At 71.2% G+C, this 22,879-nt stretch carries 18 protein-coding genes; 12 read left to right on the forward strand and 6 right to left on the reverse strand.

Going from position 1 to position 22,879, the window contains the following annotated elements; all coding sequences use genetic code 11:
• Positions 1–157: 157 nt before the first annotated feature.
• The 9 genes from SNA_RS13780 (at position 158) to SNA_RS13820 (ending at position 11,788) form a co-directional block, all read left to right on the forward strand.
• Positions 158–1,519: a class II 3-deoxy-7-phosphoheptulonate synthase gene (locus SNA_RS13780; RefSeq protein ID WP_044365188.1), complete on the forward strand. Its 1,362-nt coding sequence runs from the start codon at positions 158–160 to the stop codon at positions 1,517–1,519.
• 298 nt (positions 1,520–1,817) lie between these two features.
• Entirely contained in the window at positions 1,818–3,917 is a 2,100-nt protein-coding gene (locus SNA_RS13785) for a non-ribosomal peptide synthetase (RefSeq protein WP_044365234.1), read from the forward strand.
• 52 nt (positions 3,918–3,969) lie between these two features.
• Entirely contained in the window at positions 3,970–4,983 is a 1,014-nt protein-coding gene (locus SNA_RS13790) for a TauD/TfdA family dioxygenase (RefSeq protein WP_030067693.1), read from the forward strand.
• A gap of 21 nt (positions 4,984–5,004) precedes the next feature.
• Positions 5,005–6,042 carry a 2,3-diaminopropionate biosynthesis protein SbnB gene (gene sbnB / locus SNA_RS13795; RefSeq protein ID WP_030067694.1) on the forward strand — a complete coding sequence of 346 codons (1,038 nt, stop codon included), beginning with the start codon at positions 5,005–5,007 and terminating at the stop codon, positions 6,040–6,042.
• Positions 6,043–6,082: 40 nt separating this feature from the next.
• A complete protein-coding gene (sbnA, locus tag SNA_RS13800; RefSeq protein WP_030067695.1) occupies positions 6,083–7,072 on the forward strand; it encodes a 2,3-diaminopropionate biosynthesis protein SbnA in 990 nt (329 codons plus the stop codon).
• A 61-nt stretch (positions 7,073–7,133) separates the two neighbouring features.
• Complete coding sequence (locus SNA_RS13805) at positions 7,134–7,340, forward strand: MbtH family protein (protein ID WP_030067697.1); 207 nt, start codon at positions 7,134–7,136, stop codon at positions 7,338–7,340.
• A gap of 5 nt (positions 7,341–7,345) precedes the next feature.
• Entirely contained in the window at positions 7,346–8,326 is a 981-nt protein-coding gene (locus SNA_RS13810; RefSeq protein WP_030067698.1) for a TauD/TfdA family dioxygenase, read from the forward strand.
• A gap of 869 nt (positions 8,327–9,195) precedes the next feature.
• A complete protein-coding gene (locus SNA_RS13815; protein ID WP_051877382.1) occupies positions 9,196–11,145 on the forward strand; it encodes an AfsR/SARP family transcriptional regulator in 1,950 nt (649 codons plus the stop codon).
• A 241-nt stretch (positions 11,146–11,386) separates the two neighbouring features.
• Positions 11,387–11,788 carry a hypothetical protein gene (locus SNA_RS13820; protein WP_030067700.1) on the forward strand — a complete coding sequence of 134 codons (402 nt, stop codon included), beginning with the start codon at positions 11,387–11,389 and terminating at the stop codon, positions 11,786–11,788.
• Positions 11,789–11,887: 99 nt separating this feature from the next.
• Here SNA_RS13820 and SNA_RS13825 read toward each other — a convergent pair whose 3' ends face one another.
• The 4 genes from SNA_RS13825 to SNA_RS13840 all read right to left on the reverse strand — a co-directional run bounded on the left by SNA_RS13825 (position 11,888) and on the right by SNA_RS13840 (position 15,836).
• The gene (locus tag SNA_RS13825; protein ID WP_030067701.1) at positions 11,888–12,721 is read right to left on the reverse strand and encodes an ABC transporter permease; all 834 of its coding nucleotides are present in this window, start codon (positions 12,719–12,721) and stop codon (positions 11,888–11,890) included.
• Positions 12,718–13,677 (reverse strand): daunorubicin resistance protein DrrA family ABC transporter ATP-binding protein, encoded by a 960-nt coding sequence (locus SNA_RS13830; RefSeq protein WP_044365191.1) that lies wholly within the window; start codon positions 13,675–13,677, stop codon positions 12,718–12,720. The genes SNA_RS13825 and SNA_RS13830 overlap by 4 nt, the downstream gene beginning before the upstream one ends.
• 180 nt (positions 13,678–13,857) lie before the next feature.
• Positions 13,858–14,514, reverse strand: a complete 657-nt coding sequence (locus SNA_RS13835) for a response regulator (protein WP_030067702.1) — start codon at positions 14,512–14,514, stop codon at positions 13,858–13,860.
• Positions 14,511–15,836, reverse strand: coding sequence for a sensor histidine kinase (locus SNA_RS13840; RefSeq protein WP_241779635.1), 1,326 nt, complete (start codon positions 15,834–15,836; stop codon positions 14,511–14,513). Before SNA_RS13840 ends, SNA_RS13835 begins: the two co-directional genes overlap by 4 nt.
• A gap of 291 nt (positions 15,837–16,127) precedes the next feature.
• Here SNA_RS13840 and SNA_RS13845 point away from each other — a divergent pair, with 291 nt between their 5' ends.
• The 3 genes from SNA_RS13845 (at position 16,128) to SNA_RS13855 (ending at position 19,263) form a co-directional block, all read left to right on the forward strand.
• Positions 16,128–16,799: a DUF6875 domain-containing protein gene (locus SNA_RS13845; protein ID WP_051877384.1), complete on the forward strand. Its 672-nt coding sequence runs from the start codon at positions 16,128–16,130 to the stop codon at positions 16,797–16,799.
• Positions 16,786–17,784: a methyltransferase gene (locus SNA_RS13850; protein WP_157879905.1), complete on the forward strand. Its 999-nt coding sequence runs from the start codon at positions 16,786–16,788 to the stop codon at positions 17,782–17,784. The genes SNA_RS13845 and SNA_RS13850 overlap by 14 nt, the downstream gene beginning before the upstream one ends.
• A 207-nt stretch (positions 17,785–17,991) precedes the next feature.
• Entirely contained in the window at positions 17,992–19,263 is a 1,272-nt protein-coding gene (locus tag SNA_RS13855) for an acyltransferase family protein (RefSeq protein WP_044365195.1), read from the forward strand.
• Positions 19,264–19,401: 138 nt separating this feature from the next.
• On the opposite strand, the gene SNA_RS13860 is transcribed toward SNA_RS13855, so the two are convergent.
• Positions 19,402–21,918: an ABC transporter permease gene (locus SNA_RS13860; protein ID WP_044365197.1), complete on the reverse strand. Its 2,517-nt coding sequence runs from the start codon at positions 21,916–21,918 to the stop codon at positions 19,402–19,404.
• Positions 21,915–22,805, reverse strand: a complete 891-nt coding sequence (locus SNA_RS13865; RefSeq protein WP_078969889.1) for an ABC transporter ATP-binding protein — start codon at positions 22,803–22,805, stop codon at positions 21,915–21,917. Before SNA_RS13865 ends, SNA_RS13860 begins: the two co-directional genes overlap by 4 nt.
• Positions 22,806–22,879: the final 74 nt, after the last annotated feature.

The following is a 22,879-nucleotide window of genomic DNA, read 5'->3' on the forward strand; positions in this document are numbered from 1 at the left end:
GACCAGACCACTTGGAGATGCGCCGTGCAGACCATTCCGCCGGGCCTTGACCGCATTTGGCGGACGCGGTTGGAATTTGCTGCGCGGACCCCGTGCCCCGAACGCATGGAGCCGCCGAACTCGACTCTGGCGAAAGGCCGCGATGAATCCCCTCCCGATGACGGAATACCGCAGCAGCGCTGACGGCAATTCCCTTCCGGCCGCGCAACAGCCCGTCTGGCCCGACCCGGATCTGCTGGGCGAGACCACCGGCAGGCTCGAACGGCTCCCCGAACTCGTCTTCGCCGAGGAGAGCGACCGGCTGCGCGAGCGGCTGGCCGCGGTCGCCCGCGGTGAGGCGTTCGTGCTCCAGGGCGGCGACTGCGCCGAGACCTTCGACGGCGTCACCGCCGACGCGATCAACGGCAAGCTGCGCACCCTGCTCCAGATGGCCCTGGTGCTGACGTACGGCGCCTCCGTACCCGTCGTCAAGATCGGCCGGCTGGCTGGGCAGTACGCCAAACCGCGCTCCCGGCCGACCGAGACCCGCGACGGGGTCACCCTGCCCGTCTACCGCGGCGACGCGGTCAATGCACCGGCCTTCACCGCGGCCGCCCGCCGCCCCGACCCCCGGCGGCTGCTGCGCATGTACGAAGCCTCGGCGGCGACCCTCAACCTCGTACGCGCCTTCTCCACCGGCGGCTACGCGGGCCTGCACCACGCACGCGACTGGAACCGGGCCTTCATCACCGACTCGCCGGCCGGCCGCCGCTACGAGGAACTGGCCGACGACATCGACCGCTCGCTGCGCTTCATGGAAGCCTGCGGGGTCACCTCCCAGCAGCTGCACGCCGTGGAGTTCTTCGTCAGCCACGAGGGCCTGCTGCTCGACTACGAAAGGGCGCTGACCCGCACCGACGCGCGGACCGGGCAGGCGTACGCCGGCAGCGGCCACCTCCTGTGGATCGGCGAGCGGACCCGCGGCCTCGACGGCGCACACATCGACCACTTCTCCCGTATCCGCAACCCGATCGCCGTGAAGCTCGGCCCCGACGCCACCGCCGACGAGGCGCTCGCCTATGCCGCCCGGCTCAACCCCCGCAACGAACCGGGCCGGCTGACCTTCGTGACCAGGATGGGCGCCGGGCGGATCCGCGACCGGCTGCCCGGCCTGGTCGAGAAGGTCACGGCCGACGGCGCGGTGGTCGCCTGGGTCTGCGACCCGATGCACGGCAACACCTTCGTGGCCCCCAGCGGCCACAAGACCCGCCGCTTCGACGACATCCTGGACGAGGTCCGCGGCTTCTTCGAGGTGCACCGCGCGCTGGGCACCCACGCCGGGGGCCTGCATGTCGAGCTCACCGGTGACGATGTCACCGAGTGCGTCGGCGGCGACGACGTCCTGGTCGGCGACCTCCACCGGCGCTACGAAACCGCCTGCGATCCGCGGTTGAACCACCGTCAGTCCCTGGAACTGGCCTTCCGCGCCGCCGAGATGCTGCTCGACCCGCTCCGCGGGACCGGGGACGCGGCGCCCTGAGGGGACGCCAGGTATCGGGCCGGGCAAAGAAGCTCGATAATCCATCGATATAGAGGCCGCCTAGCTTGCCTTCCACAAGGTGAAATCGGCCGCCGAAAGCCGGCCGCCGATTTCACGATCCGACGGACATCCGGTGTGGGGTGCAACGCTCGTGGTGGGCAGCGCAGGAAGTCAGGGCGACGACGCGAGGGCCGGGTACCTCCCGGCCGAGCCGCAGGAGGTCGCCGACGGCATCGAGCGGGTGGCCGCACAGTGCCGGGTCGACGCCGCGACCGTCCGGCTCGCCGCACAGGTCATCGTGGCGGGGACGGTCGCCGGTTTCCACGAGTCGCCGGCCGGCGAGGGCACCTGGCGCGAGGTGATCGCGCAGGTGGCCACCGAGGCGGGCCGGGCCGAGGCCCTCCGGGCGTGGGCGGGCGTCGGCGCACAGGACCAGGTGAGCGCCGAGCGGGTCGCCGGCTATGTGCTCACGGCCCTGCGCGCGCTGACCGAGGACCCGGACGCACCGCACCATCTGCACAGCCTGCTGTCGCCGGAGGAACTCACCGTCCAGCTGGAGGATTTCGCCGGGCCGGTCCGCCCCCTCCCGGACCGCCGCTTCCACGAGCTGTTCGAGGAGCGGGTGCGCCGCCACCCCGACGCGGTCGCCGCCGTGCTGGGGGACCGCTCCTGGACGTATCAGGAACTGAACCGACGGGCCAACAAGATCGCCTGGTCGCTGCACCGCCGGGGGCTGCGCGACGAGGACGTCGTCGCCGTGGTCACCGAGCGCACCCTGGAGTGGCTGGCCGCCGTGATCGCGGTGTTCAAGGCGGGCGGCTGCTATCTGCCGCTCGAACCGCACTTCCCCGCCGACCGGATCGCCAATGTGCTGACCCGCAGCGGCAGCCGGTGGGTGCTCGCCGAACGCGGGGTGCCCCACCTGGCGCAGGCGCTCGCTGGCCGCGACGGCGTCGAACTGTCCCACCTCGACGTCCTGCTGGCCCAGGACGGTCCCGAGGACGACCTCGGTCTCCCGGTCGCCGCCGACCAGCTCGCCTACATCTATTTCACCTCCGGCTCCACCGGCGAGCCGAAGGGGGCGATGTGCGAGCACAACGGCTTCCTCAACCACCTCCTGGCCAAGATCGAGGACCTCGGCGTCGGCGAGGGCGAGGTCATCGCCCAGACGGCCCCCCAGTGCTTCGACATCTCCCTGTGGCAGCTGGTCTCCGCCCTGCTGGTCGGCGGCACCACCCGCCTGGTCCCGCAGGACGTCGTCCTGGACGTCGGCAGATTCCTCGACACCCTGTCCGACGGGGGCGTCCAGGTCGTCCAACTGGTCCCCTCCTACCTGGAGGTGGTGCTGTCGGCCCTGGAGGAGAGCCCGCGGGCGCTGCCCCGGCTGCGCTGTGTCTCCGTCACCGGCGAAGCCCTCAAGAAGGAGCTCGTCGAGCGCTGGTTCCGCACCTTCCCGGGGGTGCTCCTGGCCAACGCCTACGGGCTCACCGAGACGTCCGACGACACCAACCACGAGGTGATGGACCGGGTTCCCGGCCACCGCTCGGTACCGCTCGGCAAGGCGATCCGCAATGTGCGGGTGTACGTGGTCGACGAGCGGCTCTCCCCGGTGCCGCTGGGCGTGCCCGGCGAGATCGTCTTCTCCGGCGTCTGCGTCGGCCGTGGCTACATCAACGACGAGGCCCGCACCAAGGCGGCGTTCGGCCTCGATCCGCACCGGCCGGGCGAGCGGCTCTACCGCTCCGGTGACTTCGGCCGCTGGCTGCCCGGCGGGACGCTGGAATTCCTCGGCCGCCGCGACTCCCAGGTCAAGATCAACGGCTTCCGGATCGAGATCGGCGAGATCGAGAACCGCCTGCTCCAGGTGCCCGGCGTCCGCGACGGCGCGGTGGTGACCGCGGGCAGCGCCGAACGCCCCTATCTGGTCGGCTACTACACCGGCGGCGCGGACGTGGGACCCGAGGTGGTGCGGGCGGCGCTGGCCGGCGTGCTGCCCGGCTACATGGTGCCGCAGCATCTGCACCGCCGCCCCGAGCTGCCCCTCACCGCCAACGGCAAGATCGACAAGAAGGCCCTGGTCCGGATGGCGGCCGAGGCGGAACGGGCGGCCGGCCGCGACGAGTTCCAGCCCCCGGCGACCGCCGCCGAACGCCGGGTCGCCGCCCTCTGGGCCGGTCTGCTCAAGGTGCCGCTGGAGCGCATCGGCCGCGGCTCGCGCTTCGTCGAGCTCGGCGGCACCTCACTGACCGCGATCCGGCTGGCCATCGCCCTGGACCGGGCGGTGACGGTCAAGGAACTGACCGACACCCCGACCGTCGCCGACGTGGCCGCGCTGCTGGACCGGAAGGCGGCCGAGCGGCCCGAGCGGGAAGCCCGCGAAACCGGCCACACCGGCTGACACCGCGGCCGCCCGCCCGCTCGCGAGCACCTCACGGAGAGAGACAGAGACGATGACTTCCCAGACCCTGCCCGCCGCCCCCGTAGCGGCCGGGAACGGCGCGGCCGACGCCCCCGGTTCCGCTCCCGCCGGCCTGCCCGTCCTGCGGGTCACCCCAGGAGAAGGCACCCCGGCCGACCGGGCCGAGGCCCACCGCGACGCCGCCGCGGACCTGATCGCCGAACACGGCGCGGTGCTGCTGCGCGGCCTCGGCGTCGGCTCGCCGGACGAGGTGGCGGCGGTGGCGCGGGCGCTCGGCGTGACGCCGATGACCGAACGGGAGCGGTTCGCCCCCCGCAGGTCGTACGCGGAGGGCGTCTACTCCTCCTCCGAATGGCCCGCGGACGAGCCCATGTGCATGCACCACGAGCTGAGTTACGCCACCGAGGTGCCGAGTCTGCTGCTCTTCGGCTGCCTGACCGCCCCCGCCACGGGCGGCCGCACCGCGGTGGCCGACTCGCAGGAGGTGCTCAAGGCGCTGCCCGACGGTCTGGTGGCCCCCTTCGCCCGCGACGGCTGGCTGCTGACCCGTATGTACCACGACATCGGTGTGTCCTGGACGGAGGCGTTCGGCACCGACGACCCGGCCGCGGTCGACGCGTACTGTGCGGCGGCGGGCCTGGAGCACGAATGGCTGCCGGACGGCCGGCTGCGCACCAGCCAGCGCCGCTCCGCCGTCGTCGAGCACCCGCGCACCGGCGCACCGGTCTGGTTCAACCAGGTCGCCTTCCTCAACGAGCGGACCCTCGACCCGATGGTCCGCGACTACCTCGTCGACGTGTACGGCCCCGAGGGCCTGCCCTTCAACACCGCGTACGGCGACGGCACCGCGCTCACCGAGGAGACCGTCGAGACCCTCAACGCGGCCTACCGCGCCGCCACCGTGGGCGAACCGTGGCAGGACGGCGACGTCCTCCTCGTCGACAACCTCCGCATGGCGCACAGCCGTGAGCCGTACGAGGGCGCCCGCGACATCGTGGCGATCCTCGGCAACCCGGTCCGGCTCGCCGGGCACGTCCGTTCCTGACCTTTGACCTGTGGAGTCCTGATGTCCCCTTCCGCCCCGGCGCCCTCGTTCGCCGTGATCTCCGGCGGCCAGGTGCACCGCGCCCTCGACGGCCGGCACCGTGAGGTCGTCGACCTGATCGAAGCCGCCTACCGCACCCACGGCGCGGGCGACACCGTCAACCCGCCGTCCTACTTCCTGCGTTTCCCGGACCGCCCGGACTCCCGCATCATCGCCCTGCCGGCGTCGATCGGCGGCGAGGTACAGGTGGACGGGCTGAAGTGGATCTCCAGCTTCCCGTCGAACATCACCGAGGGCATGCCGCGGGCCTCCGCCGTCCTCATCCTCAACGACCCCCGCACCGGCTACCCGCTGGCGTGCCTGGAAAGCTCCATCATCAGCGCCACCCGCACCGCGGCCTCCGCTGCGCTGGCCGCCGACCGGCTCTCCGCACACCGTGAACGCCCGCGGCGGATCGGCTTCTTCGGCGTCGGGCTGATCGCCCGCTATGTGCACCAGTACCTCGCGGGCACCGGCTGGTCCTTCGACGAGACGGGCGTGTTCGACCTGTCCGCCGAGTACGCCGGCGGGTTCGCCGGCTACCTCAAGGGGGCGTCGGACGGCGCCGGGCGGATCACCGTGCACGACAGCGCCGAGGACCTGATCCGCAACAGCGATCTGCTGGTCTTCGCGACGACCGCCGGCACCCCGCACGTCACCGACCCCGGGCTGTTCGCGCACAACCCCCTGGTGCTGCATGTGTCCCTGCGCGACCTCGCACCCGAGGTGGTGCTCTCGGCGACCAACATCGTCGACGACGTCGAGCACTGCCTGAAGGCCAACACCTCGCTGCACCTGGCCGAACAGCAGGTCGGCAACCGGGACTTCGTCGACGGCACCCTCGACGACGTGCTCACCGAACGTCTCACCCCCGCCGCCGACCGCCCGGTGATCTTCTCGCCGTTCGGCCTCGGGGTGCTCGACCTCGCGGTCGGCAAGCACGTCTACGACACCGTGCTCGCCGCCGGGGAACTCCCGGTCGTCGAGGACTTCTTCCATGAGATGCGTCGATACGGCTGAGCGGTCCGCATCCTCCACCAGCGCGAATGCGGGAGGTCCTGTGCCGATCATCTCGGCTCCGCATGAATTCAACGAGGACGATCTCTACGTGGATCTGCGGTCCTCGATCGGGATGCCCCTCTACCTCAAGTGCGAGGGGTTCAACTTCGCCGGTTCCGTCAAGCAGAAGGCCGCCCTGGAAATGGTCGAGGCGGCCGAGCGGTCGGGCCTGCTCACCAGCGACTCGGTGCTGGTGGAATCCTCGTCGGGCAACCTCGGGGTCGCGCTCGCCACGATCGCGGCGAGCAAGGGCTACCGGTTCGTCTGCATCACCGACAACCGCTGCAACCTGGCCACCCGTCAGATGATGGAAGCGCTCGGCGCCGAGGTCCACACGATCACCGAACCCGACCCCGAGGGCGGCTTCCTCGGCGCACGGCTCGCCCACGTCCAGCGCCTGTGCGCGGGCGACAAACGCTATGTCTGGCTCAACCAGTACCTCAACACCAACAACTGGCGGGCACACCACCGGCTGACCGCACCGCATATCGCGCGGCGCTTCCCCGAACTGGACGTGCTCTTCATCGGGGCCGGCACCACCGGAACGCTGATGGGGTGCGCGCGGTGGTTCAAGGAGCACCGGCCCGCGGTGCGCATCGTCGCGGTCGACAGCGTCGGTTCGGTCACCTTCGGCGGACCGGCGGTGCCCCGGATGATCCCCGGCCTGGGGGCCGGGGTGCGCCCGCCGCTGCTGGACGAGTCGTTCGTCGACGATGTGGTCCAGGTCCCGGAGATCGACACCGTACGGACCTGCCACCGGCTGGTCGGCCACGGATTCCTCTTCGGCGGCTCCACCGGGACCGTCGTCGCCGGCGCCGCGCAGTGGTTCGCCGAGCACGCCCCCGACACCGGCGGGATCACGGCCGTGGCCATCGCCCCCGACCTGGGGGAGCGCTATCTGGACACGGTCTACCAGTCCAACTGGGTCCGTCACCTCTACGGATCCGCGGCACTCGATGCGGACGGATCCGCGGTCGCCGAAACGGCCTGACGGTCCGCCGGCTCCGCATCCTTTGCACCGGCCCAACACGTACAGCAGAAAGAGACATGCGATGACCAACCCGTTCGAGAACCCCGAAGGCCGCTACCTGGTCCTGGTCAACGACGAGGACCAGTACTCCCTGTGGCCGTCCTTCAGCCAGGTCCCGGCCGGCTGGCGGGTGGCCAACGAGGAGGCGGGGCACGAGGAGAGCCTCGCCTACATCACCGAACACTGGACCGACATGCGTCCGCGCAGTGTCGTCGAGGCGATGGGCTGACGGGCATGGAGAGCACACTTCAGACCGGCGCCCAGCCGCTGATCCTGACGGTGGGCACCGACGACTCGCTGCTGACCGAGCGGGTGGCCGCCGAACTGGCCGCACCGGCCGCCCTGGTGGACGACCCCGACTGGCTGGCCCGCGCCCGCCGGGCCTGGTCCGACCTGCCGGCCGAACTCGTCGCCGGACTGCGGGAATTCCGCAAGGACTCCGGGCCCACGGGCTCGATGCTGGTCCGCGGCCTGCCGGTCGGCCACGCGACGCTGCCGCCGACCCCGGACAAGCCCGGTTCCGTCCAGCGCGACGCCACCGTGTCCGCGGCCGTGCTGGCCATGGTCGCAAGCGGTCTGGGGGACCCCGCCGCCTACCGCCCGGAGAAGACCGGCGCGATCGTGCAGGACGTCGTGCCGGTGCCCGGACAGGAGGACTACCAGAGCAACGCCGGATCGGTGCTGCTGACCTTCCACACCGAGAACGCCTTCCACCCGCACCGCCCGGACTTCGTGATGCTGCTGTGCCTGCGCGCCGACCACGAAAACGTGGCGGGGCTGCGCACCGCGTGCATACGGGAGGTGCTGCCGCTGCTGACCGAGGAGTCCCGACAGGCCCTGTTCAGCAAGGAGTTCATCACCGCCGCGCCGCCGTCGTTCGGCCTGGACGGGGTGGGGACCGAGCCGCATGCGGTGCTCTACGGGGCCGTCGAGGACCCCGACATCTGCGTGGATCTTTCGGCCACCGAGCCCACCACCGTGCGGGCCAAGGAGGCCATGGCCGAACTCCAGGAGCTGTTCGACCGGACCGCGCAGACCGTCCGACTGGTCCCCGGCAACCTGGCGATCGTGGACAACCGCGTGACCGTGCACGGCCGTACGCCCTTCCGCCCCCGCTACGACGGGCAGGACCGCTGGCTTCAGCGCACCTTCGTCCTGACCGACCTGCGCCGCTCTAGGGAACACCGGGACGGTGACGGCTACGTGCTCGACTAGCCGTTGTTCGCCCGCGGTCGCGTGGCGAGCAGCGACGGAGGGCGCCTTCCTCGCGCGCCGGTCCGGTTCGACCCCTGCGAACCGGAACGGTGCGGAGAAGGCGCCCTCTTGCCGTTCGGTGAACGGGGCGGGAAAAGCCTCCGTAAGGACGTTCCGTAAGGGCGTTCCGTAAGGAGCGGATAAAGATGCCGAACCCCTGGTCGGGAGCGCCCGGTTGCGGTAGTTCTCATTCCCGATTCGCCGGATCGTGACGCCAGGATTGCGCCCGGTGAGCGGGCCCCTGAATTGTCCACTTGACTGTCCATCAAACTTGACGCGAAACAACCGTTCCCATAGCGTTGCCCACGTCATCGCGAACGACTCGGGGGGTAGGGGGGGAACCCTTTTTACCCGCCGAGTGCACGACGGTGCCAACGGAAGATGCCGTGCGATCCATGCTGAATTCGAATGGACGATGAAGACCAAGAACGCTTTCCCGTGAGGTGAGCCGCGGGTTTGCCGGATGATCCGGCCCGAGTAACCCGGCTCGACGGCCGACGGACCCGTGGGGTGGTCCGGAGGGATCCCGTGAACTTCCGCCCTGACCAGGTGAGACGTTCACGCTCCAACGCCGTTTGCCGGTGCGGCGCCAGGTGCGCCCAGCACGGCGGCGGCGTGCACCCCGTAGCACGAGTGCCGTGCCGGCCGGCGGGAACCGGCGGACACGGCTGGGGGTCGGGGGACCGCTTTTTCAGCTGTCGCTCGTCACACCGTCAGGCACACACCCGCCCGGCCCGGTGAATCCCCATTCATTGTTGAGACACGGTCTTTCAGTGCAGGGGGAAATTGTGGGGGACCAGCTCAGATTTCACATCCTTGGTTCTTTGGAAGTGACCAGGGAGAACCAGCGGATAGCCATCGGCGGTGCCCGGCAGCGCACCATTCTCGCACTGCTGCTGCTCAACCCGGGGCGCATTGTTTCGGTGGACACCCTGGTGGAGACGGTGTGGAACGGGCGACCGCCCGCCACGGCGCGCACCCAGGTGGCGATCTGCATCGCCGCACTGCGCAAAAGATTCAAGGACGAAGGCTGCGACGACGATGTCATCGTCACGGCGCACCCCGGCTATCTGCTCGCCCTCGAAAACCACTTTGTGGACGCGGTCGAGTTCGAACGCCTCATGCTGCACGCCCAGGAGGCGGCGAAGGAACAGCGGACGGCCGATGCGGCGGCGCGCTACGAACAGGCGCTGGCGCTCTGGCGCGGGCCCGCGCTCTCCGGGGTCGCCGGCACGCTCGTCGAGGACGAGATGGAGCGCCTGGAGGAACTCCGGCTCGCCGGCTACGACGGTTACGTCGCCGCCCAGTTGGACCTCGGCCACCACAATGACCTGATACCCGGGCTGCTTTCCGTGGTCCGGGACCATCCGCTGCGCGAACGCTCCCGCTGTGCCCTGATGCTGGCCCAGTACCGCGTCGGGCGCCGGGCGGAGGCGCTGGAGACCTTCCGGGAGGGACGGGCGCAGTTCATCGACGGTCTCGGTCTCGAACCCGGCCCGGACATGCGGGAGTTGCACGAGGCCATCCTGCGGGACGACCCGTCGCTGATGGCCCCGGTGGCCGCCGTCCCGCCGCCGCAGCCCAAGACACCGCGGACCGCTCCGCTGGAACTCCCCGCCGACATCCCCGCCTTCGTCGGCCGCGAGGAGTCGCTGGCCGACCTGGACACCCTGCTCCACGACGAGGACCGGCAGCCGGCCATGGCCCTGATCACCGGTGGCGCCGGCGTCGGTAAGACCGGCCTGGCCGTCCACTGGGCCCACCGGGCCGCCGAGGAGTTCCCCGACGGACTGCTCTTCGCCGATATGTGGGGCTACGACGAAGCCCATGAGCCCGCCACCGCCGATGTCGTCCTCGGCTGGTTCCTGCGCTCCCTGGGCGTTCCCGAGGCGGAGATCCCCGCCGGGACGCATGAACGCGCGGCGCTGTACCGCAGCGTGCTCGCCGGCCGCCGGGTGCTGATCGTGCTGGACAACGTCCGCTCCTTCGAGCAGGTACGCGACCTCGTACCGGGCAGCTCGCGCAGCTGTGTGCTGCTGACCAGCCGCAGCCTGCTGGAGCAGTTGGTGGTCCGGCACGGTGCGGTCCGTGTCCATCTGGACGTGCTGCACCGCGCGGAGGCGACGGAACTGCTGGCGCGGTTCGTCGGCGCGGACCGGGTGAACACCGCGCGGGCGGACGCCGAACGGCTCGTCGAGCTGTGCGACCTGCTGCCGCTGACGGTGCGGACCGCCGCGGTCCGGCTGGCCGCCAAACCCCATTGGCCGATCGCCTATCTGGTCTCCCGGCTGGCCAACGAGGAACTGCGGCTCGACGAGCTCAGCTCGGGCGAATCGCAGGTCCGGTCGAGCTTTGCGCTGAGCTACCGCGCGCTGCCCGCGGACGCCGCCCTGCTGTACCGCAGACTCGCCCTCCTGGACGCCCCGGACTTCACGGGCTGGGCCGGTGCGGCCCTGCTGGCCATCGACACCGGCCGGGCCGAGGGCCTGCTGGAGTGCCTGGTCGACGCCCATCTCCTCCAGTCGGTGGGCTTCGACGCCACGGGGCAGCCGCGCTACGGCTTCCGCGATCTGCTGCGGCTCCATGCGCGGGAGGTGGCGGCCGAGGAGGGAACCGCGGCGGAGCAGCGCGAGGCCCTCCACCCTGCCTTCCGCGGCCGCCTGTCCGTCGCCGAGTCGCCCCGCCGTCGGGAGTTCGCCGCCGGCCCGCGCGGGCAGGTGCTCGTCGGTCCGGGCGGAAGCGCCGCACTGGACATGCTGACGGCCTCGCCGTCCCATTAGACGCATTCCCCGCCCTCCTCAACTTCCCGCATCTCGCCTCGGGTTGAGCTTGTCCCTATCCCGTACTTCGCGCCGTGCGGCGCCGGAACTCTCTCAGGGCTTTCGGCGCCGCATATGTTGGTCCGTACCGATAAGGGACGAGTCCGTGATGAATTTCCAGAAGTATCGGGCCGTCCCGCGTTTCTTTATCTGGCATGTACACTGCCATGACATGCAGAGGCTTGACGGGAGGTCGCCGAGCATGAACACGGCGTCGGATGACGCTTCCGGAGTCTGGCTCGCCAGTACCGTCCGGGGCCTTCTGGAAGAAAAGTACGGCCGGGGGAATGTGCCCTCCGTCAGAAAGCTCACCCAGCTTATTCGTGAAGCGAATGGCAGTGCCACCATCTCGCACGGCCATGTGCACAATATTCTGCGGGGCGAAGCACCCAATATCACGGACAAGACGCGGGAGATGCTCGCATGCTTCTTCGCGGTGCCGCCCGACCGCCTCGTTCCCCCCGGTGCCCGGCCCGTCACCGGCACGGACCGCCGTCTGGAGGCGCTGGCCTTCCGTTTCTCCTCCCTTAAGCCCGATGAGCTGAGGGCGATCGAAAAGGCCATCCAGATGGTCAAGGAGGAAAGGGACGGCGCGGCCGGGTAGCGGGCCATCTTTACGGCCGGATCTCCAGCGCCACGGATCTTTTACGGCCCGGGCCTTTCGAGGCCCGGGCCGTATCCCGCGATTACCCGGACCCTGCGCTCACAGAGTGCGGCGTCCGTACTGGCGTACCGCCAGCGGAACGAACACCAGCAGCAGACCGCCGATCCAGAACAGCGATCCGGACACATTTCCCGCCACCGGACCGCCATCCAGCAGCCCGCGACAGGCATCGACCACCAGCGTGGTCGGATTGACCTCCACAAATGCCTGGAGCCAGCCCGGCATGGTCGACGGCGGCGCGAACATCGAGCTGCCGAACTGGAGCGGAATCATCCAGAGAAAGCCCACCGACTGCACCGCCTGCGGGCTGCGGATGGCCAGACCGACATACGCGGCGATCGTCGACAGGGCCACCCCGTAGAGCACCAGCAGGCCCACCGCGGCGAACACGGACGGGACATCGGTGCGGACCCGGAATCCGATCAGGAAGGCGAAGGCCAGGATGACGCCCTGACCGAGGGTCAGCCGGCACACATCCGCCATGATCCGGCCGGAGAGCACCGCGGAGCGCGCGATGGGCATGGACCGGAAGCGGTCCATGACGCCCTTGCTGAAGTCCAGGTTGAGCGCGATGCCCGTGACCTGCGCGGCGAAGCTGACGGTCTGCACCATGATGCCGGGGATCAGATACTGCCGGTAATCCGCCTGGCCCTTGCCGATCGCCCCGCCGAAGACGTACACGAAGACCAGCGTGAACACCATCGGCATGACGGTGGCGTCGAGCAGCTGCGAGGGATCGCTCTTGAACTGGGTCAGATTGCGCCGGGCGATGGCCAGCGACTGGCCCACGGCGTCCCGTACGCCGACCCGGGACCTGGACGGCCGACGGGGCGGGGCTTCGGGGTCGGACGGGGCGAGCAGTGCGGCGGTCATGCCGTTCTCCGTGTGTCGTCGGCCGGGTCGCCCGAGGTGAGGCTGAGGAACACCTCGTCGAGGCTGGGGGTGTGGGTGTCGATGCCGTCGACCGGCACTCCGCAGGCGGTGAGCGCGTGGAGCGCGGCCGTCAGTTCCTCCTGGCCGCTGACCGGCAGGGTGATCAGCCCCTCGTCCGGGTCCGTGACGGCGCTGCGGCCGCCGGTGCCGCTCAGCTGCCGCGCGATCTCGGCGAGGTCGGCGCCCCGGTCCGGCCTGATGCGCAGCACCTGACCGCCGGTCCTGCCGCGCAGTTCGGCGGGGGTCCCCTCGGCGATCACCCGGCCGTGGTCGATCACCACGATGTTCTCGGCGAGGGCCTCGGCCTCCTCCATGTACTGCGTGGTGAGCAGCACCGTCGTCCCCCGGGCGACCAACGACCGCACCATGTCCCACAGTTCGAGCCGGCTGCGCGGGTCGAGACCCGTGGTGGGCTCGTCCAGATAGAGCACCTCGGGATCGCCGACCAGGCTGGCGGCCAGATCGAGCCGGCGCCGCATACCGCCCGAGTAGTCGCGCGGCAGCTTCTTGGCCGCCTTGCTCAGCCGGAACCGTTCGAGCAGCTCATCGGCCAGGGCCTTGGCCCGCCGCGGCGGCAGCCGGTAAAGACGGCCGATCAGATAGAGGTTGTCCCAGCCCGGGATGGTCTCGTCCACCGACGCGTACTGCCCGGTCAGACCGATACGGCCACGGACCTGGTGGGCCTCGGTCACGATGTCGAACCCCGCGACCCGCGCCCGCCCGCCGTCCGGGCGGGCCAGCGTGGCCAGCATCCGCACGATGGTGGTCTTGCCCGCCCCGTTGGGGCCGAGGAGACCGAGCACGCTGCCGGCCGGAACCTGCATCGTCACGCCGTCGACGGCCCGGGTCGAGCCGAACTCCTTGACCAGGTCCTCGACGTGGATCGCCGCGGTCATCGGGACGCCAGGAGGGAGCCGGTGCGTCCCGGCCCCGTTGAAAGACCAGTAATGAGCATATGACGCCTTCCCGGGACGATCCCAACAACATCGGTCCGGCGATGCTAGGAACCGCGCTTATCGCCTGCGTATCGGCTGCATTCCGCGGGCCGCTCCCGGGACGGGCGGGGCCGGCGGGGCTCACTGCCCCGCGACGACCAGGCCCGCCTCGTAGGCGAAGACGGCCGCCTGGGTACGGTCGCGCAGACCGAGCTTCACCAGAATGCGGCTGACATGGGTCTTGACCGTCTGTTCCGCGATGACCAGCCGGTCGGCCAGTTCCGCGTTGGACAGGCCCTGGGCTATCAGGCGCAGCACCTCGGTCTCCCGCTCGCTGAGGTCCGCGACCCGCTCGCTGCGCAGCCGGGGCGTGTGCATCCGGGAGAACTCCTCGATCAGCCGCTTGGTGACCGTCGGGGCGAGCAGCGCGCCGCCCCGGGCGACGGTCCGTACCGCATCCGCGAGCTGATGGGCCGACGAGTCCTTGAGGAGGAAGCCGCTCGCGCCCACGCGCAGCGCCTCGTAGACGTACTCGTCCGAATCGAAGGTCGTGAGAATGATGATCTTGACGTCGGGGGTGGCCTCGGTGATCCGGAGGGTGGCCTCCAGACCGTTGAGCACCGGCATCCGCACATCCATCAGCACGATGTCCACAGCGAGCTCCCCGACCTGACGGACGGCGTCCTCGCCGTTGACCGCCTCGCCCACCACATCGATGTCCGGCTGGGCGTTGAGCAGGATGCCGAAGCTCTCCCGGATCATGGTCTGGTCGTCGGCGACCAGGACGCGGATCGTCATATCCCCTCCCCGTCGTTCGTGGGCAGCCACGCCGTCACTTCGTACCAGCCGTCTTCGCGCGGCCCGGCCCGCAGGGTGCCGCCCAGTGTGGAAGCCCGCTCCCGCATGCCCAGCACACCGTGCCCCCTGCCCGCCTGCGGCCGCGCCCCGGTCGCCGGGCTGTTGGCCACGCGGATGCGGATGCCGGTCCGTTCGTAGGATAGCTGGAAGTCGACCCGGCACCCGGGGGCATGGCGCAGGGCGTTGCTCAGCGCCTCCTGGATGATCCGGAACGCCGACAGCTCCACGCGCTGCGGCAGCGGCCGCGCGGTGCCCTCGACCGTGGACTCGACGTGCAGACCGGCGGCCCGCACGTTGTCCACCAGCTCCTCGACGTTCTCCAGCGTGGGCTGCGGCGTGAACCGGCCCTCCGCGGGCTGGTCGTCCGACCGCAGCATGCCCAGAATGTGCCGCATCTCGGTCAGGGCCGCCAGGGCGTTCCCCCGGATGCTGGCGAAACTCTCGCTGAGTTCCTCGGGCGGATCCGCCACCCGGTACGGTGCCGCCTCCGCCTGCACGGCGATCACCGACATATGGTGCGCGACGACATCGTGGAGCTCGCGGGCTATTCGGGTGCGCTCCTCCAGCAGCGCCCGGCGGGTCCGTTCGAACTCTGTGAGCACCTCCTGCTCCCGCAGCCGGTCCTCGGCCTCGGTGCGCCCGCGGATGACCGCGAGGACCGCCAGCCCGAACGCGGAGAGCAGGGCGAGCAGCAGCAGATCGTTGGCATCGGCCACCGGAGAGGCCAGCACCGTCAACAGCCCGCCGGTCAGGACCGTCAGCGCCCACTGGGTCAGGTACACCCGCGGCCGGGCCCGCCAGGCGACGAGCAGCGTGACGGTCAGATGCGCGATCAGCCCCGTCTCGGTCCACGGCCACGGCACACCGGCCGGGGCGGCCGAGCCCATCGCGGCCAGCCCGATCCCGTACGGCAGCACCGCCGTCAGCGACAGCCACCAGGCCGCCACGGGCCACACCGGAGCCAGCACCACCGGCAGCGACTGGGCGCAGGCCAGGGCCGCGGCGCCGGCCCACACCAGATCCAGCCGGTCGGAGACGGCCAGGGCGTTGGGCACCGCCAGGTCCGTTGCGAAGAACACGGCCAACACCATCGGCAGCTTCCGCAGTACGCGGTTCTTCACCCGGGGCAGAAGCCGCGGGGCGCGGGTGGAGAAGGCGAACAGCTCATGACGCAGCGCCCGCAGCGCCGCCACGGAAAAGGGCCGTCCGCCGCCGCTTTGCCGGGGCGACCGCCGCGGCGGGCTCTCGGTTTCCTGTATCACCGGCCCATCCTACGAAGGCCCGCCGCCGCCCGGTCCGTGCGGCGGCCCGCCCGCTAAAGGGGCGATAGTCCCCCGATAAGGCCGCCCTCTAGCGTCCACCCGGCGAAGCGTGACGTCAGCACGGATTCCTGCGGTCCGACGCGTCCGGCCGGTACGCGGCGCCCGCCGGCCGCCACCGGTCCTCGCCCTGCCGCATCGCCGGGCAGCTAATTTCTCATTCGCGAGATCGATACGCCGGGGATTTCCCGCCGGTGTAGCGAATTCGCCGGGCACAGAGAGAGGTGGGGATGTATGCATCTCACCCAAGACGATCCGTCGGACGTGGTCGTGCAGTCGGACGGGCCGGGTGACACGCACATCCTTAACGAAACAGCGCACTGGCTCCGGTCGTTTCTCACCCGGACGCATCCCGATCTCGGGCGCAAGGGCGCGGTGTGCCCTTTCATGGAACAGTCCTTGAAAATGGGCCGGACCGCGCTCAGTTCCGTGGATGTGAGCGGGCCGCGGGGCACCGCGCGGCTGGCGGCCACCGCCCGTTCCGCCCTGGCGCGGCTCGGCGACCGCAGCGCGCCCGACAGCGTGTACAACGCCTTCGTCATGGTCCCGGTGAACGCCTCCGCCGAGGAGCGCCGCGAACGGGTCCTGGAGGTCCAGCAGGAACTGAAGGCGGAGGCCGTCGCGGCCGGGAAGATGGTGGGGGAGTTCTTCCCCGGCCATCCGATGCAGGGAATTCACAGCGACACCTTCCGGCCGCTGGTCAGTCCGCACCCGGTGCTCGCCGTGCGGGCCATGGTGGTCACGGACATTCTCTTTCTGACCTTCCCCGCGATTCCGGCCGCCGAGCGGCTTTCCTATCTCACGGTGTGGCACGGTCTGTTCGGCGAGGGGACCGCCGGTCCCTGGGGCCAGATATACGAGAAGGCTCGCGCCGAAGCGGAAAGGGAAGTGCGTGAATACGCTTGATGAGGAACGCCGCCGGCTCACCGAGATGTTCGACATCGCGCCGAGCCGGGTGCTGTACGCCGTCTCCGTACTCGGCGTCGCCGATCGCGTGCCGCCCGGCGGCAGCACCGTGGAGCGGATCGCCGCCGCCGTCGGCACCGACGCGCAGCGCCTGGGGCGCCTGGTGCGGGCCGCGGAAACACTGGGCATCTTCCGCGTCGACGCGGCGGGCACGGTCCGGCTCACCCCGGCCGGCACGCTGCTGCGCTCGGACCAGCCCGGCAGCCTGCGCGCCGAGTTCTCCGACAACGCACTGTTCACGGCGTGGGGCCCGTTCGCCGAGACGGTACGCGGCGGGGCGCCCAGCTACGACCTGGCCAACGGCACCAGCATCTTCGCCGGTATGAGCGGCGACCCCGGCGCGCTCGTCACGTTCCATGACCACATGCGGATGCGCGCCCAGCAGCTGTACCGCTCCCTGCTGCCCTTCCTGCTGAAGCGCTGCGCCGAGGACGTCGTCGATCTGGCGGGCGGTACCGGCGGGCTCAGCGAACTCCTCCTGGAGGGCGATGCCGCAGTCCGCGTCACGCTCACCGACCTGCCCGAAGTGATCGCCCTCGTCCCGCCGGACATGCTGCGCCGCTATGGCGACCGGTTCTCGGCCGAGCCCGGCGATATGCGGGCGGGAATTCCCCGGGGATACGGCACCTATCTGCTGGGCAGTGTGCTGCACGACTGGGCCGACGACCAGGCCGCGGAGATTCTGCGGCGTTGTGCGGACGGCATGGTTCCGGGCAGCGAACTCATTCTGCTGGAAAGGGTGCTGGCCGAATCCGGCCCGGACCCGCGCCGTATGGGCGACATGTGGATGATGGCGATGACCGGCGGCCGGGAACGGACCCGGCAGGAATGGGCCGAACTGGCGGGCCCCGCCGGGCTGACGCTGCGGCATGTGCACCACGGAGCCGGCGAGATCTCGGCGGTGGTACTGGGCCGCAGCGGCTGATCCGTCGTACCTGGTGCCGATTACCGGGGAGCCGGTCATACCTGAGAGCTACATGCACAGTTGGCGCTGGGGTGTGACGATTTCCCGGGTGGCAAAACCTAGCCTTCTTTTCCGTTGAGTGAATAACTGGAAAGGAACGGCTGTCGATGCGCGCTCGTATTCGGGAAAGTCGTGGGCTGCCGGCGGCCGTTGCCCCGGAGGTCTCCCATGGCTGATGTACGCCTCCTGCCCCCCGCCGAACCCCGTACGGCGCCGATATCCGGCGGCGTGCCCGCCGGCCCCCGGGTCGCGGGCCGGCTGCACGCCCTGGTGCTCCGCATCGACGCGGCGACCCCGGCCGGCCGCGACCGGGCGATCGATGTGCTGCGCGCCCTGTCCACCCTCGGCGTGGTGCTCGGCCACTGGCTGGTGACCGCGGTGACGCTGCGCGCCGACGGCCATCTGATGAACGAGAGCCCGCTGGGTCATCTGCCCGCGCTGACACCGCTGTCCTGGGTGCTCCAGCCGCTGGCCATCTTCTTCTTCGTCGGCGGCCGGGTCGCGGCCCGGAGCTACCCCACCGGGCACTACCGCCCCTGGCTGGCCAAGCGGATGCGCCGACTGCTGCGGCCGGTGGGCACGCTGCTGTCCTTGTGGATCCTGGTGGTGCTCGGCCTCGCCGCCGCCGGTGTCGCCCACGAGACCATCAGCACGCTGTTCAACCTGGTGCTCTCGCCCCTGTGGTTCCTGCTGGTCTTCCTCGTACTGACCGCGCTGACCCCGCTCGTACGGCGGGCGCCGGGGCGGATCGCCGTGGTGGCCTGCGCCGTCGTCGCCGTGCTGGACGCGGCGCACTTCGCCGGCGGCGGCGCCGACTGGATAGAGACCGTCCGCAACGTCAATGTCCTCGCGGGCTGGCTGGTGCCGTACTGCCTGGGCGCGGTGTGGGCGGCCGGCGGCTTCGCCCGCCGCCGGCCCGCGGCCCTCCTGCTCGGCGGCGGGGTCGCGGCCACCGCCGCACTGATCGTGTGGGGCGGCTACCCCGCGAGCATGGTCGGCGTCAACGGCGCCGCCATGTCGAACCTCAACCCGCTCTCGCTCGCCGCCGTGACCTTCGGCCTCGCCCAGTGCGGTGCGGCCCTCCTGCTGTGCGGCCCGCTGCGCCGTCTCGTCGGACAGCCCCGGTCCGCGGTCCGCCCCGCGCAGGACCGTCAACTCCGTGGCACACCCGGCCAGTTCGCCTGGGCCGCGGTGGCCCTGATGAACACCTCCGTGATCACGGTCTTCCTCTGGCACCAGACGGCGATGATCTCGGTGACCGCGCTCGCCCTGGGGCTCGACGGCCCGCTCTTCGGCCTGCACACCGCGCCCGACACCCTGGCCTGGGTCCCCGTACGCCTCCTGTGGATGGCGGTGTTCGCCCTGCTGCTGGTGGGGCTGTGCCGGGCCTTCGGCCGCGTGGAGCACGACGCGCGAAGCGGGCGGGCCACGGTGGCCTGAACGACCCGCACCGCAGCGCACGGACCCACACCGCAGCACAGAGACCCGTACCACGGCATACGGCCGGCCCGGCAGCAACTGCCGGGCCGGCCGTATGTTCCGTATGCCGTATTCCCTGCGCCCTGTACCGCGTCCGCCTCAGGACCGCCGGCTGACGCCCTCCACCGGACGCACCCGCAGCAGCAGCCGCAGCGGGATCCCGGTGGCCAGCAGGCTCATGGCGACCGTGGCCGCCGCCACCACGAGCAGCAACTGCGGTGGCAGATACGGCAGTGCGGCCCCGGTACTGTCCGCGACCAGCGGGGTCAGGGTGACCAGCGCGATCGTCATGCCGACGCCCAGCCCGGTCAGCGCCACCGTCAGCGCCTCCAGCCGGACGATCCGGCACACCGTACGGACACCGGTGCCGATCAGCCGCAGCATCGAGACCTCCCGCAACTGCTCGAAGGTGACCATCGCCAGGGTGTTGGCGGCGGTGATGCCCGCGAAGCCGGCGATCATGCTCAACGCCATGATCTGGAGCCAGGCGAACGGTTCGCCCCCCGTATCGCGGGCCTGCGCGGCCGCCGCCTCGGAACGCACCGCGGCACCCGGCCAGGCACCGGCGACGGTCCGCAGCTCACGGTCGACCCGAGCGAGCCCGTGTGCCGAGTCCGCGCGGACCAGGACGCGGTCGTCGAGCTGACGAGTCAGATGGCCGCTGACGGTGGCCCGCGGCAGCAGCACCTCGCCCACACCGGTGCCCCGGTCGTACGTCGCCGCCACCACCGGCCGTACGACGGTGCCGTCACCGAGCCACAGCGTGATCCGCCGCCCCACCCCGGTCCCGGCCCGGTCGGCGAGCCGCCGGTCGACCGCCACCGTGCCGCCCCCCGGGCCCCCGGACCGGACGTCGGCCAGCGAACCGGCGCGGACATGCGGATCGAGGTTCTGCGCCAGCGCCGCGCCGGTGCCGGAGAAGGCGCGGCCCGAGACGGTGCCGTCACCGGGCTTCGCACCGGCGCCGCCCGGCCCGGCCAGCAGCCCCACCTCGGTCACCCCCGTCGCGGCCCGCACACCCGGCAGCGCGGCGACCTCGTCGGCCACCCGGCCGGGCAGCCCGCCCGGCGCCTCCAGGACGCGGTCCGCGGTGAGCGCCGCCGCGCTCTGTACCCGGGTCTCATGCGTCAGCGTCGTCTGCTGGCCGATCTTGGTCACGCCGAAGGCCACCACCAGCGCCACCGGCACGATCGCCGAGGACAGCCGCCGCGCCCTGGCCCGGCCGTTGAACGTCGCCAACTCCCCGGTGGCGCCCAGGAGCCGCATCGGCAGGCCCAGGACCTCGGTGGCGGCACGGGCGAGCAACGGGCCGAGCAGGGACACCGAGACCAGGAACACCAGCAGGACGAACGGCGCCGCCTTGTCGGCCGTCGCGCCGCCCGCGGCCAGCACCTTGACGGCCATCGTCACCCCGCCGGCCAGCGCCCCCAGCCCCAGCAGCAGCCGGACGGGGCCGATGCCGCGGCGGGGCAGCACCGACTCGCTCAGCGCCTCGGCCGGACGGCTGCGGGCGGCACGGTAGGAGGCGATCAGGCTGCCGGGCACGGCGGCCAGCAGACCGGTGACGGCGGCCGCGGCGATGGGCAGCGGGCTGAACGCCAGCTCCGTGCCCGGCGGCAGCAGATGCCGGGTATGCATGGCGTCGAAGATCAGCCGGGCCAGCAGATAGCCTGGCGCGCTGCCGGCCGCCACCGCCAGCACGGCCACCAGCGTGGCCTCGACGGCGGCCATCCGCCGGATATGGCCCGGCCGCGCCCCGATACCCCGTAGCAGCGCGGTCTCCCGCTGGCGCTGCGAGATCGACAGGGACATGGTGTTGGCCACCACGAACACCGAGACGTAGATGCTCAGTCCGCCCATGGCACCGAACATGGCGACGGTGTTCTCCTGGGCCTGGCCGAAGCCCGGGTTCTCCACCTCCGCGCGGGCGGGGCCGGTGAACACCTTCGCGGCACCGGCCACCGCGCCTACCCGCTGGGCGAGTTGGGCGGTGCCCACCCCCTTCTCGGGGAACACCGCAATCGCATCGGCCTTGCCGGGATGGCCGGACAGCCGCCCGGCCTGGGCGTCGTCGAACCAGGCGCCCGTAGTGCGCGTGCCGACGACGCCGGCGAGCCGGAACGAGGCGGTCCCGGCCGGGCCGGTCAGGGTCACGGTGTCGCCCCGGGTCACCCCCAGCGAGTTGGCCGTCCGGGCGTCCAGCACGGTCTGCCCGGGGCGCGGCGTCACGGTGCCGGACCCGGTCGCCTCCAGCCGCGCCGAGGAGGCCGGCCGGCCGTCCAGGGTGGTCGCCGGGTGGCCCGCGGCGCGGACGGTGACCGGGAAGACCGAATCGGCGACCGCGCCCGACACCTGCGGCAGCGCCGCCAGCCGGGTGGCCAGACGGGTGCCGAGGCGGGCCCGGTCCGGGAGTTGCTGCCCGTCCACGAACTGGTCGGCGGCGACGATCACCGGCGCCGAGCGGTAACGCACCGGCTGCTGTTTCGCGCTCGCCGCGGCCAGCAGCAGCGTGCCGCTCGAAATGATCACCACGGCGCCGAAGAGCAGCGCGACGAAGGTGCCGAGGAAGGCGGAAGGGCGGGAACGGATCTGGGCGAAGGCGAGGTGAACGGTCATCCCCGGCCCCGCATCCCGGGCGTCGCCGACTGGGGACGGTCGGTGGCCGAGGTCAGCACCCGCATCCGGGCCGAGATCTCCTCCGGGTCGCCCAGCATCAGTTCGTCGGAGACCTCTCCGTCGACGAGGAAGACCACCCGGTCCGCCCAGGCGGCGGCGCTGGGTTCATGGGTGACCATGACGACGGTCGCGCCCAGGTTGTCCACCGCCTCCCGCAGCAGGGTGAGGACCGCGGCGGCCGTGGCGGTGTCGAGCGCCCCGGTGGGCTCGTCGGCGAAGATCACGTCCGGTTCGGTGATCAGGGCGCGGGCGATGGCCACCCGCTGCTGCTGGCCGCCGGAGAGCTCGCCCGGCCGGTGCCGCGCCCGGTCGGGCAGTCCGACCCGGGCGAGCATCTGCTCGATCCGGTCCCGGTCGACCGGCCGGCCCGCCAGCTTCAGCGGCAGCCGGACGTTCTGATAGACGTTCAGCGCGGGCAGCAGGTTGAAGTGCTGGAAGACGAAGCCCAGCCGGGCCAGCCGCAGATCGCTGAGCCTGCTCTCGCGCAGCTTCGTCAGATCGGTCGCACCGAGCAGCACCGAGCCCGAGGTCGGCCGGTCGAGCCCCGCGGCGCATTGCAGAAACGTGCTCTTGCCGGACCCGGACGGGCCCATCACCGCGGTGAAACTGGCGCGCGGCAGACCGATGCTCACCCCGCGCAGCGCATGCACCGCGCCGTTCCCGCGCCCGTAGCGCTTGTGCACCTCCCGCAGCGTCACCGCGGCCTCCACCGGGGGAAACCCGGGCACCGGCACCGGCGGCCGGTCCTCGGGCCGTACGCCGGGGAACAGGGGACTCTCCTCACCTGCGGCCCGACCGGAGTTCGGCTGCCGAGACCGACCCAACATGAAGATCCTCCCTGAGGACTGTGCGACCCCGCGCAGACGGAGGAGCGCGGGGTTCCGGAGTGTCGAAACGAGCT

This window comes from Streptomyces natalensis ATCC 27448 (assembly GCF_000935125.1).
Lineage (GTDB): Bacteria > Actinomycetota > Actinomycetes > Streptomycetales > Streptomycetaceae > Streptomyces > Streptomyces natalensis.